Annotated in this window: 14 protein-coding genes; 8 read left to right on the forward strand and 6 right to left on the reverse strand. The window is 57.7% G+C overall.

The features are described from left to right. Positions 1-9: 9 nt before the first annotated feature. Positions 10-1,227, reverse strand: a complete 1,218-nt coding sequence (hflX, locus tag ALFI_RS06590) for a GTPase HflX (RefSeq protein WP_014775245.1) — start codon at positions 1,225-1,227, stop codon at positions 10-12. 168 nt (positions 1,228-1,395) lie between these two features. Continuing rightward, on the reverse strand, positions 1,396-2,079 hold the full coding sequence (locus tag ALFI_RS06595) for an energy transducer TonB (protein WP_014775246.1): 684 nt from the start codon (positions 2,077-2,079) through the stop codon (positions 1,396-1,398). A 160-nt stretch (positions 2,080-2,239) separates the two neighbouring features. Between ALFI_RS06595 and rlmN the strand changes: the two genes are divergently transcribed. Together rlmN and ALFI_RS06605 are read left to right on the forward strand one after the other, a co-directional pair. Continuing rightward, on the forward strand, positions 2,240-3,271 hold the full coding sequence (rlmN, locus tag ALFI_RS06600; RefSeq protein WP_042493386.1) for a dual-specificity RNA methyltransferase RlmN: 1,032 nt from the start codon (positions 2,240-2,242) through the stop codon (positions 3,269-3,271). A 38-nt stretch (positions 3,272-3,309) separates the two neighbouring features. Further along, complete coding sequence (locus ALFI_RS06605) at positions 3,310-3,726, forward strand: thioredoxin fold domain-containing protein (RefSeq protein ID WP_009596873.1); 417 nt, start codon at positions 3,310-3,312, stop codon at positions 3,724-3,726. Here ALFI_RS06605 and ALFI_RS06610 read toward each other — a convergent pair. Beyond that, positions 3,701-4,570 (reverse strand): class I SAM-dependent methyltransferase, encoded by an 870-nt coding sequence (locus ALFI_RS06610; protein WP_009596785.1) that lies wholly within the window; start codon positions 4,568-4,570, stop codon positions 3,701-3,703. The genes ALFI_RS06605 and ALFI_RS06610 overlap by 26 nt on opposite strands. Before the next feature lie 892 nt (positions 4,571-5,462). Here ALFI_RS06610 and ALFI_RS17690 point away from each other — a divergent pair. From ALFI_RS17690 to ALFI_RS06620, 3 genes are all read left to right on the forward strand, one after another. Continuing rightward, positions 5,463-5,693, forward strand: coding sequence for a helix-turn-helix domain-containing protein (locus tag ALFI_RS17690; protein WP_039939755.1), 231 nt, complete (start codon positions 5,463-5,465; stop codon positions 5,691-5,693). 30 nt (positions 5,694-5,723) lie between these two features. Further along, complete coding sequence (locus ALFI_RS06615) at positions 5,724-5,969, forward strand: helix-turn-helix domain-containing protein (protein WP_009596902.1); 246 nt, start codon at positions 5,724-5,726, stop codon at positions 5,967-5,969. A gap of 82 nt (positions 5,970-6,051) precedes the next feature. After that, positions 6,052-6,291, forward strand: a complete 240-nt coding sequence (locus tag ALFI_RS06620) for a helix-turn-helix domain-containing protein (protein ID WP_009596879.1) — start codon at positions 6,052-6,054, stop codon at positions 6,289-6,291. A 25-nt stretch (positions 6,292-6,316) separates the two neighbouring features. Here the strand turns inward: ALFI_RS06620 and rsmG are convergent, their stop codons facing one another. The 3 genes from rsmG to ALFI_RS06635 are packed head-to-tail and all read right to left on the reverse strand — an operon-like array spanning position 6,317 to position 8,676. Then, complete coding sequence (gene rsmG / locus ALFI_RS06625) at positions 6,317-6,940, reverse strand: 16S rRNA (guanine(527)-N(7))-methyltransferase RsmG (RefSeq protein WP_009596906.1); 624 nt, start codon at positions 6,938-6,940, stop codon at positions 6,317-6,319. 27 nt (positions 6,941-6,967) lie between these two features. Further along, on the reverse strand, positions 6,968-7,531 hold the full coding sequence (locus tag ALFI_RS06630) for an RNA polymerase sigma factor (protein WP_009596822.1): 564 nt from the start codon (positions 7,529-7,531) through the stop codon (positions 6,968-6,970). Further along, complete coding sequence (locus tag ALFI_RS06635; protein ID WP_014775251.1) at positions 7,522-8,676, reverse strand: glycosyltransferase family 2 protein; 1,155 nt, start codon at positions 8,674-8,676, stop codon at positions 7,522-7,524. The genes ALFI_RS06630 and ALFI_RS06635 overlap by 10 nt, the downstream gene beginning before the upstream one ends. A gap of 91 nt (positions 8,677-8,767) precedes the next feature. Here ALFI_RS06635 and tgt point away from each other — a divergent pair, with 91 nt between their 5' ends. Genes tgt through mqnE form a run of 3 tightly spaced genes read left to right on the forward strand, consistent with a single transcriptional unit; the run spans position 8,768 to position 12,092 of the window. Next, entirely contained in the window at positions 8,768-9,898 is a 1,131-nt protein-coding gene (gene tgt / locus ALFI_RS06640) for a tRNA guanosine(34) transglycosylase Tgt (RefSeq protein ID WP_042493987.1), read from the forward strand. A 6-nt stretch (positions 9,899-9,904) separates the two neighbouring features. After that, positions 9,905-11,008 (forward strand): LptF/LptG family permease, encoded by a 1,104-nt coding sequence (locus ALFI_RS06645; protein ID WP_014775253.1) that lies wholly within the window; start codon positions 9,905-9,907, stop codon positions 11,006-11,008. A 1-nt stretch (position 11,009) separates the two neighbouring features. After that, entirely contained in the window at positions 11,010-12,092 is a 1,083-nt protein-coding gene (mqnE, locus tag ALFI_RS06650) for an aminofutalosine synthase MqnE (protein WP_014775254.1), read from the forward strand. The last annotated feature ends 37 nt before the right edge of the window (positions 12,093-12,129 follow it).

Genomic DNA, 12,129 nt, shown 5'->3' on the forward strand with positions numbered 1-12,129 from the left:
GTTTGGTGGTCAATAGAGGAAATTGTTGAACGGGTAGCGTCCGGCATGGATCTCGCGCACCATGCCGTAGAGATCCGTGCGGAACTTCTCGATATTGGTCTTCATCCGGGCCGAAAGGAAGATGCAGGGCGTATTGGCACGCGCGATCCAGCTCTTCTTCAGATCGTCGAGCGAAAGATTCTCACGCGTGGCGGGCGTGAGGTCGTCCTCGTCTTTCTTGACATAAGTGTAGGCATCGACCTTGTTGAAGACCAGATAGACGGGCTTGTCGCCGGCGCCGATGTCCTGAAGCGTCTGCTTCACCACGTCGATCTGCTCTTCGAACTGCGGATGCGAAATATCGACCACATGCACCAGCAGATCGGCTTCGCGCACCTCGTCGAGCGTCGATTTGAACGACTCGATCAGCTCGGTCGGCAGTTTGCGGATGAACCCGACCGTATCCGAAAGCAGGAACGGCAGGTTGTCGAAGACCACCTTGCGGACCGTGGTGTCGAGCGTGGCGAAAAGTTTGTTCTCGGCAAAAACCTCGCTTTTCGAAATCAGGTTCATCAGCGTCGATTTGCCGACGTTGGTATAGCCCACCAGCGCCACGCGGACCATCGAACCGCGGTTGGAGCGCTGGACCGCCATCTGACGGTCGATTTTCCGCAGGTCCTCCTTGAGTTTGGCGATCCGGTTGCGGATGATACGGCGGTCGGTCTCGATTTCGCGTTCGCCCGCGCCGCCGCGGGTTCCCGTGCCGCCCCGCTGCCGTTCGAGGTGGGTCCACATACCCGAAAGCCGGGGCAGCATGTACTCGTAATTGGCCAGCTGCACCTGCGTCTTGGCATAGGCGGTCTGCGCCCGCGACATGAAAATATCGAGAATCAGGCGCGTACGGTCGAGGATACGGCACGGCATCGCCTTTTCGATATTGCGCGTCTGCGACGGTGAGAGTTCGTCGTCGAAAATCACCACGTCGATCTCCTGCTCCTTGCAGTAGCCGGCGATCTCCTCCAGTTTGCCGGGACCCACGTAAATACGGGACGAAGGCTGCGGAAGCCGCTGCGTGAAGCGCTTCACGCTCTCGATATCGGCCGTCTCGGCCAGAAACTCCAGTTCGTCAAGGAATTCGGCAGCCTGACGGGGGTCCTGATCGTCACGCACGACGGCGACCAGTACGGCACGTTCCCGGCCGTCGGAAGCCGTCCCGGCATTCGGAGTCTTATTTCTGTTTTCTTCCAATTCGTTTTTCAAATTTTAACGTTACACATGCGCCGCGCTCCGGAATCCGGCGCCGCACACCCCGGAGGGGAGCAAACACTATGCTACAAATAAGGGTATCCGCCGGAAGCAGGATACCCTATTTATTGTCACGGAGCACTCCGGTCACGCCGAAGCCCTTTCATCCGGTTAGTTCTGCACGCGGAAATCAACGGGCAGGGTATACTTCACACGTACAACCTGATTACGCTGTTTTCCGGGACTCCACTTCGGCGACTTGTTCAGCACGCGGATCGCCTCTTCCGAAAGCGAACGGTCGGGGGTCTGGAGCACCTGAATATTGGTCAGACGGCCGTCCTTCTCGATCACGAACGAAAGCACCACGCGGCCCTGAATACCGTTCTCAAGGGCGATCTGCGGGAACTTGACGTTCTGCTGAACCCAGTTGCGGAAGGTGTTGAGGTCGCCGCCCTGAAACGAGGGCATGGTCTCGGCGATCAGGAACGGCTGGTCGTCCTCGATGGTCTCCTCGACGACGTCCACCTGCTGAATCACCTCGGTATTCTCGTCGAACTCGGCGAAGTCCACTTCGGTCGTGATCTTCGTGTCGTTGGTCACCACCTGCAGCAGGTCGGCGATAACCTTCACCTCGACCTTCTTGGGAGGTTCGGGCGGCTTCTGGTCCTGACGGGTAATCTCGGTAATCTCCTCTTCGACCGGACCGTAGTTCAGGTCGACTTTCTCGATACGGTGTTCCTTCGGCGTGTAGGCAAAAGCGGCGATAACCAGCGCGAGAGCCACTACAAGGCCGATTTCAAGCAAAAGACCCCGCTTGTTCTGAAGGTCTGCTTTGGGTGATTTCTTAATTTCCATTTATTTGAATTTTAATTGTTCGGCAAAGTCAAAAATCACGCACAGGCATGCTATGCACCACAAATATATGGATAAAAATTCAAAAATGCGCCATCCCGCACAAAAATCTTTATTTTTTACCTACTTTTGTGCCGGAAAACAGCTCGCAGGAGACGGAAAAATGGCCCTTTCGGAAACGTTATACGGGAAGACCCCGGAGCAGCTCGCCGCCGTGTGCGCCGAGTTGGGAATGCCGCGCTTCGCCGCGAAACAGCTGGCCCGCTGGCTCTACGCGAAACACGTCGAGGACCCGATGCGGATGAGCGACATCGCCGCGGCCCACCGCGCGAAGCTGGCCGAACGCTTCCGCCCCGCATTCACCCCGCCCGCGCGGATCACCGAGTCGGCCGACGGAACGAAAAAGTACCTCTACCGCACGCAGCAGGGCGCATGGATCGAATCGGCGTACATTCCCGACGGCGAGCGGGCCACGTTGTGCGTCTCGTCGCAGGCCGGATGCCGCATGGGATGCAAATTCTGCGCGACGGGACGGCAAGGACTGCAGCACTCGCTGACGGCGCCCGAAATCCTCAACCAGATCGTCTCGCTGCCCGAACGCGACAGTCTGACGAACGTGGTCTTCATGGGCATGGGCGAGCCGCTCGACAACACGGACAACGTACTGCGGGCGCTCGAAATCATGACTTCGGAGTGGGGCTTCGGCTGGTCGCCGACGCGCATCACCCTCTCCACGGCGGGCGTAGCGCCCGAACTGCAGCGGTTTCTCGACGCGACGAAAGTGCATCTGGCCGTAAGTCTGCACAACCCGTTTCACGAGGAGCGGGCCGCAATCATGCCGGTCGAACGGGCATGGCCGATCGCCGAAGTCGCGGCCATCCTGCGCCGGTACGACTTCACGCACCAGCGGCGCGTGTCGTTCGAATATATCGTGATGAGCGGCCTGAACGACTCGCCGCGGCATATCCGCGAACTGTGCCGCCTGCTGGACGGCATCAAGTGCCGCATAAACCTGATCCGGTTCCACAAAATCCCCGGATCTCCCTACTTCTCGCCCGACGACGAGGCGATGATCCGCTTCCGCGACACGCTGACGGCGAAGGGGATACAGACCACGATCCGCGCTTCGAGAGGCGAGGACATTCAGGCCGCCTGCGGACTGCTGAGCACCGCGGCGGCGGAGAACGGGCAATAGAGCACGGTTCTTGCACGTTAGCCGTAAAACAAGATGCCATGAAAAAACTGATCTTCGTCCTGTTGCTAGCACTCGGAGCGGGTGCGGCGCAGGGACAGGTAAAATTCGAAACCAAATCGACGGACGCCGTGCGCGAAATGGCGATCAAGAGCGGCAAGCTGGTCTTCATCGACCTCTACGCCTCGTGGTGCCCGCCCTGCCGGATGATGGAACGCGAAGTCTTCTCGCGCAAGGATGTCGGCGACTTCATGCAGCAGCGTTTCGTCGCGGCCAAATACGACACCGACAAACCCACTGGCAAGGAGCTGATGAAGCGTTACGGCAGCGGAGCCATTCCGCTCTATCTGGTCTTCGACACGCAGGGCGAGCTGCTGGGACGCATACAAGGCGCATCGGCTCCGAAGGAGTTCATGGAGAGCGTCCAGAAGATCATCGACGGCTCGAAGCGCAGGTAACCGCCGCCGGACCGGAACACGACGTCGAACCGGGATTCGACATAGGACCGGGACACAGCGTCCGGCGCGGATTCGGCTTTCTCGCAATGAAAAAGACGTACCCGTAGAACTCATTGTACTTGCGGTACAGCTCTTCCTCATAACGCTGGAACGCCATCAGCCCTTCGGCGGTGCTGTCCCCCGGATATTTCGCCGCGAACAGCTCCCGCGCCTTGGCCAGCGGCGCGAAATAGTGTTCCATCCAGCAGGTCTCCGGCAGGACGAAGGCCGCGACCGGAAGATACCCCGCCCGATGGATCTGGGCCACCTTGTTGGGTATCGTATCTATCTCAGGATAGGCGTCTACCCAGAAATCATGGATTTCCGTCGGACGTTCGTCGGTAAACCACACGCTTTCGGAGACCGCGAGATAGCCGCCCGGCTTCAGGTATTCGCGCCACTCGTTCAGGCCCCGCTCGAAGCCGATGTTGTAAATCGCCCCCTCGGACCAGATCAGATCCAGCTCCCCGGCGCGGAAAGGCAGGGCGTCCATCGAACCGACGACGCCCTTCACCCGGTCGGCGAGGTGCAGTCTCCGGGCGTCGGCGTTGAAACGGTCGATGAATCCCGGAAAGAAATCGAGACCCGTAATACGTCCCGGCGCATGCCGGGCCAGCGTCATCGTCTGACCGCCCGTCCCGCAGCCGAGGTCGGCGATCAGGGATTCGTCGGTCAGGTTGTCGATGAAACTCAGCGCCTTGAGGGTCACTTCGGGATTTCCCGGCCCCTGCCGTTCGGTATTCAGGAAAAAATCGCAGATCAGATTGACGTCGAATCCGTGAATGGCGTTATTTTCGTTACTCATTGTCTTGAAGTATTGCGGCGTACACGCAAAGGCATGGCAATGCCTTTATCGTCGTACGCAGATTAAAAAAACTGAACCAATTACATGAAAATTACCCCCGGAGAGAGTCCGGGAGCGAACGAAAGGACGATCCGTACGGCGGGTACGAATCGTTTACAACACCGAATCCGATTTATGGAGGGTCTTAATCATGGCACAAAGATAGTCAATATTCCGAATAACCGCCCTCTTTGCCGAATAAAAAGCCGGATGCAGGACCGAAACAATTCCGTGACGCAACTTTCACAGATTTATGAAGAATTCATTTCGGCAGCCCGCACCCGGCTGTAACAAAAAAAGGACGAAGCGATGCGGGATTTCATCGTGCCGCTCACCAGATCGCAGGGCCGCGCCGCCCGTCCTTATGGAATCAACCCCGGCAAACGGCACGGCAACGCCCGGCGACCGCAGGCCGCCGGATAATACATTCGCCTCAAAATAGATTGTTCGTGACATTATGACAGGGTTGATAGTTTGAAATCACGCCCCTCATAGACATAAAAAAGGGGCGCATTTGCAGCTCTTTCAGTAGGTCATAGGAAACCATGATCAGAAGCTGTCCTGCGCCCTTGTCGCCCTGCTTGCCTTCTGCAAGCAGGACATAACAAGGACTGACAACTATTATACCCTGATCTCGTAAATTTCCTATGTTTACTGAAAGGCATAAAGAGTTGTTTACCCTTTATAGTATGTCCATCGGCTATGCCGAATTATTCAAATGCAAAATTAGCATAATTTTTGTCAAAAAATTAAATAAAATCTAAGGACAAAGATAGAAAAACATTTTAATTCCTACGAATTCATAGGAGCAAAAATAATACATACCGTCTGTTATTTGCATAAAATAACTTAAGTGAAGCATACAAACGATACATTATTGCGTTCAGTCGCAAGTCGATTGAAACAAATCCGGATCGAGCGCGGGCTAACCCAAGAGGTAGTAACCGATCGAACCAAAGTGAATGTAGGTTTGTATGAAGTTGGTACTACGAATATTACAATCGTCCTGCTGACAGTACTCTGTAATTTCTATAACGTTACTTTAGAAGAATTTTTCAAGGGTATTGAATATGAAAAGGCGTGAAGATTCATTTTTTTGTGAAAATGAGTTAAAATGGCCAAAAGAAAGCAACGCCGCGACGAAGAATTATTCAAAATGGTTATTCAACGTATAAAAAATTTACGTGAAACTCACCATTATACGCAAGAATACGTAAATGAATACACCGGCTTGGATATTCCGCATCTTGAAACAGGCCGGGATTTTCCGTCGCTGACGACAATAGCTATCCTTTGCAAGTTCTACAATATAACTATCGTCGAATTCTTTTCACCAATAGATTATCCGGCAAAGGAATAAATCAATCATACGAAATTCACAGCCAGCGCACCATATCCTACTTCTGTCAAATGTGAATCATTTTTTCTAAAATACAGATGATTTGAAACCCACAAACCCCATATTGGTAGATTTGATTGCCCGGCGACTAACGGAAATCCGGGAACAGCACAATCATACGAAAGAGTATGTTCTGCACAATACGGGTTTGGGTATTTCCGGCTATGAAAACAAAGTAAGATTCCCCTCTTTGGAGTCTATCGCCAAATTCTGCAAATTTTACAATATCTCGCTTGAGAAATTTTTCGCGGGGATAACCTATCCGGAGGAGCCGCAGGAATAGCGGCATCCACAAATTGCCGGAATCGTTATTTCTTGGGCGTATAGACCACTTTCTTGGTCTCGAAGAACTCCTCTTCGAAGAAGCGCGCAATGTCGTAGACATCCCACCGTTTGCCGGTCAGCGCCAGCTCTTCGGCCAGATCGCCCCCCTTGAGGTAGAGAATGCCGTTGGGCAGGGTACCGCGCTGTCCGCGTTCGAGACGGTTCCAGACCCAGTTCACGAATTCGGACATGGCCGTAACGGCGCGCGAAACGACGTAATCGTAGCGTTCCGGAAGCGTTTCGGCACGCGCGCAGCGGGGTTCCAGATTCCGCAGACCCAGTCCCGCGGTCACGCCTTCGACGACGGCGATCTTCTTGCGGATGGAATCGACGGCCGTGAAACGCGCTTCGGGGAAGAGGATCGCCAGCGGAACCGACGGAAAGCCGCCGCCGCAGCCGACGTCGAGAATGCGCGCCCCGGCGTCGAACGCGCAGACCTTGGCAATAGCCAGCGAGTGGAGCACGTGACGCAGGTACAGCTGGTCGAAATCCTTGCGCGAGACGACGTTGATCTTCGCGTTCCAGTCGGCGTAAAGGTCGTACAGCGCCGCAAACCGCTGCCGCTGGCAGTCGGTGAGTTCGGGGAAATATTTGAGAATCAGTTCCAAATCTTGACTTTTAATCCTTAAATCGTGTCATCGTTCGTCGCCCTGCGCGATCAGTTTGCACATCTGCTCGCGGGCGCGGTGGATCTGCGTCTTGACGGTGCCCAGCGGCAGGGTGAGCTTGGCGGCGATCTCCTCGTAGGAGTATTCGTCGAAGAAGCGCATGACGATCAGCGTCCGGTAACGCGGCGTCAGCCGTTCGAGGTAATGCTCGATCTGGGTCCGCTGCTGGAGGCTGATGACGCTCTCCTCAGGGGTCGGGGCCGTCGAGGGGGGCGACGAGAAACGCTCGTCGATCGACAGGTCGTCCTGACGGCGGCGCACGAAGTCGATGAACGTATTGCGGGCGATGGTGTAGACCCACTGTCCGAAGGTATAGTCGGTGCTGTAGCGGTGCAGGTTGATATAAACCTTGATGAAGGTCTCCTGCAGCAGGTCGTCGGCGTCGTTCACCCCGCCCAGCCGCTGCACGAACAACCGGTGGATAGCGTCGCGGTAGCGGTTGAAAAGGTATTCGAAGGCCGTATCGTCGCCTTCGAGCACCAGTTCCACCAGCCGCCGGTCCTCGGCGACGATATAGTCGGCTATCTCCATACGCGGTCGTCTTTGCGCATCAGCATCACGCTCAGCGCCAAGGCCCAGAGCGGACTCAGCAGGTCGTAGACGAAATAGCGGCCCATCATGCCCGATTCGCCCAGACGGCGCGCGATGCGCCGCACCTCGATCGCCACGATCAGAAAGCGGATCACCAGCAGGGCCAGCGCCGCGATCTTGAACTCGAACGGCATCACCGCAGCCGCGCAGACGACCGTCAGGAAGAAGAGCGAGCGCGATCCCAGCTCCCACTGGATGTAGTTGCGGACCGTCTGCGGATAGAAACGGAACGCCGAGCCGTAATAGCGCAGCTGGCTCATCCACCAGCCCATGCCGCCCCACGTCTTTTCGCGCAGCGAAGCCCGTGGCGAGAGGATGACGCTCACGTTGTCGCGCGTCATGACCTTCTGCATGAAGAGGTCGTCCTCGCCGATGTTCATATTGAGGTGGCTGAAGCCGTTGGCCCCGAAGTAGATGCGCTTGGTGAACCCGAAGTTGTGGAGCGTGCCCCGGTAGGCGCGGCGCCGCACGGCACGGGCGAGCCAGTCGGCCGAGTGCATCATGCGCCAAGCGCGCATCATGTAGTTCGAAAAGCCCTTTTTGCGCTCCACGCCGCAGTAGCCCACGACGATCTCGCCCCGCGTGAAGCCCTTGGCCATGAGCGACAGCCAGCGGTCGGTCTGCGGGCAGGCGTCGGTCGAAGTGAAGACCATATGCTCGTGGTGCGCCGACTTGATGCCGACGTTGAGCGCCATCTTGCGCGAAATCGGGAAGCGCGGGTCGAGGTGGATCTTGGTCGTCACGATCTGCGGGAACGACTGTTTGAGCCGCACGAGGTCCTCGTAGAAATCGGAGTCGTGGCCCACGTAGACGATCACCACCTCGAAGTCGGGGTAGCTCTGGGCCAGCATCAGCGGCAGACGCTCCTCGACGAACGAATAATCCTCCGAGAAGAGCGGCACGACCACCGACACCGGAGGTTCGGCGTCGAGCACCGCGCTGCGGCGGTTGTTCTTGTAGCCGGGAATCCGGCCGTAAACGAAAATATAGTAGTACAGCTGCACGCCGAACATGGCCAGCACGGCCCCCGCGAGGGCGATGCCTTCCCAGCCGTAACATGTCAGAAGCGTATCGAAAAATTGCATACAGGCGAAATATGCGCAAAGGTACAAAACAATTTAGAATTCAGAATTCCCAAATCAGATTATTTTATGTATTTTTGCCGAATATATGAGCATGAAGTTTACATTACAGCATAAGGATCCGGCGACCAAAGCCCGCGCAGGCGAGCTGACGACCGACCACGGCGTCATCCGCACCCCGATTTTCATGCCCGTGGGCACGGCGGCGACGGTCAAGGGCATTTTCCACCGCGACGTGCGCGACGAAGCCCGTGCGCAGATCATTCTGGCCAACACCTACCACCTCTACATGCGGCCCGGCATGGAGGTCATCGAAAAGGCCGGCGGCGTGCACCGTTTCTCGACGTGGGAAGGCCCGATGCTGACCGACAGCGGCGGATTTCAGGTCTTCTCGCTCGCGGCGTGCCGCAAGCTCAAGGAGGAGGGGTGCCACTTCCGTTCGCACATCGACGGATCGAAACACCTCTTCACCCCCGAAAGCGTGATGGACACCGAGCGCACGATCGGCGCCGACATCATGATGGCCTTCGACGAGTGCCCGCCCGGCGACGCACCGCGCGAATACGCCGCCAAGTCGCTGGCGCTCACCGAGCGGTGGCTGGAACGCTGTTTCAACCGCTACCATCAGACCGAACCCAAATACGGGCATTATCAGGCGCTGTTCCCGATCGTGCAGGGGTGCACCTATCCCGACCTGAGGGCGCACGCGGCCGAGAACGTGAAGCAGTACGACGCCGACGGATACGCCATCGGCGGCCTCGCGGTCGGAGAGCCGACCGACGTGATGTACGAAATGATCGAAGTGGTGAACGCCATACTGCCGGAGGAGCGGCCGCGTTATCTGATGGGCGTCGGCACGCCGGTCAACATCCTCGAAGCGATCGAGCGCGGCGTGGACATGTTCGACTGCGTGATGCCCACGCGCAACGGCCGCAACGGGCAGCTGTTCACGGCCGAAGGGGTCATCAACATCCGCAACAAGAAGTGGGAGGACGACTTTTCGCCGATCGACCCCGAAGGCACGGCGTTCGTCGATACGCTCTACACGAAGGCCTACCTGCACCATTTGGTGACGTGCGGCGAAATGCTGGCGGCGCAGATCGCCTCGCTGCACAACATCGCCTTTTACCTGCGGCTGGTGGGGATGGCGCGCGAACATATCGCCGCCGGGGATTTCAAGCCGTGGAAGGATGCGATGGTCGCAAAACTGACACGAAGACTATAAAAGCGTATGAAACTGCGATTTCCGGGGTTTAAGATCTTAGACCGCTACATACTCGGCAAGTTCCTTGCGACCTACTTCTTCGCCATCGCGATGATCATCATCGTCGTGGTGCTGTTCGACTATGTGGAGAAGATCGACGACTTCACGGAGCTGCACGCCCCGCTGCGGGACGTCATCTTCGACTACTACCTGAACTTCATCCCCTTCTTCATCAACCAGTTCAGCGGTCTGTTCACCTTCATCGCCTGCATCTTCTTCACCTCGAAGATGGCCTACCAGACCGAAATCGTGGCGATGCTTTCGGGCGGCATGTCGTTCCGCCGCCTGATGTGGCCCTACTTCCTCGGCGCGCTGATCATCGGCAGCCTGTCGCTGACGCTCAACCTCTGGCTGATCCCCATTTCGCAGCGACACATCGTCAATTTCGAATCGCAGTACATCAAGCGCAAGCAGAACAACAAGTTCAACCGCCATATCTACCGGCAGATCGAGCCGGGCACGTTCGCCTACATCCGCGGCTACAATGACGCATCGCAGCAGGCGTCGTTCCTCGCGCTGGAACACTACTACAGCGGCACGATGACCCGCTCGCTCGAAGCGTCCGACGTGAAGTTCAACCCCGAAACCAAACGCTGGACCGCGCCGCGCTACACCAAACGCGAATTCGACTCGCTGGGCGTCGAAAAATTCGAGCAGTTCCGCAACCTCGACACGCTCATCAACCTCGAAGTGACCGAGCTGGGCGAGATCAACGACCTGATACAGACGATGAACATCACGGAGCTGAACGAATTCCTCGACCAGCAGCGGGCCAAAGGTTCCGACGCCATCAACATCATCGAGGTCGAGAAACACGCCCGCTTCGCCTATCCGCTCTCGACCTTCATCCTGACGCTGATCGGCGTGTCGCTCTCGTCGCGCAAGGTGCGCGGCGGAACGGGACTCCACATCGGAATCGGCACCGGCCTCTGCTTCTCGTACATCCTGTTCAACCGTTTCTTCGAGGAGTTCGCCAAGAGCGGCACGCTGCCGCCCGGACTGGCCGTCTGGCTGCCGAACATCATCTACCTATTCATCGCCGTCTACCTCTACCGGAAAGCCCCCAAATAAGATGCAGCAGATCGACGACATAGCCGCCGAAGTACGCCGCGGAGCGCGTATCGGCGACGCCGAAGCCGCACGGCTCTGGCGCGAAGCCCCCCTGTGGCTGCTGGGCGAGCTGGCGACGGAGCGCAAGCGGCGCGTGAGCGGCGACAAGGTCTACTTCAACCGCAATTTCCACATCGAGCCGACGAACCGCTGCGTCTTCAACTGCCGTTTCTGCTCCTACCGCCGGCCGGCCGGAAGCCCCGAAGCGTGGGACTACACGATGGAGGAGGTCGAGCAGATCGCCCGCGGCCGGCAGGGCAAAGGCATCACCGAGGTCCATATCGTGGGCGGCGTACACCCCGACCACGGACTGGAATACTATATCGACATGATCCGCCGCGTCAAGGCGATACTGCCCGAAGCGGCAGTCAAGGCTTTCACGGCGATCGAGCTGTCGTACATGATCCGCAAGGCGGGACTCTCGGTCGAGGAGGGCCTGCGGCGGCTCAAAGAGGCCGGAATGGAGGCCATTCCGGGCGGCGGCGCGGAGATTTTCGACCAAGAGATCCGCAGCCGCATCTGCCCCGACAAGGGATCGACGGACGAATGGCTCGAAGTGCACGAAACGGCCCACCGGCTCGGCATCCCGACCAACGCCACGATCCTCTACGGGCATGTCGAGGAACTCCGCCACCGCATCGACCACCTGCGGCGCCTCAGGGAACTGCAAGACCTCACAGGCGGGTTCAACGCTTTCATCCCGCTCAAATACCGCAATTTCGGCAACCCGATGTCGGAGATCGGCGAGGTATCGGTGATCGAAGACCTGCGGATGCTGGCCATGAGCCGCATCTATCTGGACAACGTGCCCCACATCAAGGCTTACTGGGTGATGTACGGCAAGGCGACGACCGAACTGGCGCTGGCCTTCGGCGCAGACGACATAGACGGCACGATCGACGACACGACGAAAATCTACTCGATGGCCGGGGCCGACGACCGGCGCCCCTCGATGAGCGTCGAGGAGATGCGGCGCATCGTCCGGGCGGCAGGCTGCCGCGCCGTGGAGCGCGACACGTTTTACAACGAACTTCCGGACCGGTAGGAACAGTCCGCCCCGCCCGGAGAAAACAGACGGACAC

The organism is Alistipes finegoldii DSM 17242, assembly GCF_000265365.1.
Taxonomy (GTDB): Bacteria; Bacteroidota; Bacteroidia; order Bacteroidales; family Rikenellaceae; genus Alistipes; species Alistipes finegoldii.

Coding starts and splice junctions, on each gene's coding strand:
- ALFI_RS06595 (WP_014775246.1), bottom strand. CDS start 2,079: ATGGAAATTAAGAAATCACCCAAAGCAGACCTTCAGAACAAGCGGGGT.
- rlmN (WP_042493386.1), top strand. CDS start 2,240: ATGGCCCTTTCGGAAACGTTATACGGGAAGACCCCGGAGCAGCTCGCC.
- ALFI_RS06605 (WP_009596873.1), top strand. CDS start 3,310: ATGAAAAAACTGATCTTCGTCCTGTTGCTAGCACTCGGAGCGGGTGCG.
- ALFI_RS06610 (WP_009596785.1), bottom strand. CDS start 4,570: ATGAGTAACGAAAATAACGCCATTCACGGATTCGACGTCAATCTGATC.
- ALFI_RS06615 (WP_009596902.1), top strand. CDS start 5,724: ATGGCCAAAAGAAAGCAACGCCGCGACGAAGAATTATTCAAAATGGTT.
- ALFI_RS06630 (WP_009596822.1), bottom strand. CDS start 7,531: ATGGAGATAGCCGACTATATCGTCGCCGAGGACCGGCGGCTGGTGGAA.
- ALFI_RS06635 (WP_014775251.1), bottom strand. CDS start 8,676: ATGCAATTTTTCGATACGCTTCTGACATGTTACGGCTGGGAAGGCATC.
- tgt (WP_042493987.1), top strand. CDS start 8,768: ATGAAGTTTACATTACAGCATAAGGATCCGGCGACCAAAGCCCGCGCA.
- ALFI_RS06645 (WP_014775253.1), top strand. CDS start 9,905: ATGAAACTGCGATTTCCGGGGTTTAAGATCTTAGACCGCTACATACTC.
- mqnE (WP_014775254.1), top strand. CDS start 11,010: ATGCAGCAGATCGACGACATAGCCGCCGAAGTACGCCGCGGAGCGCGT.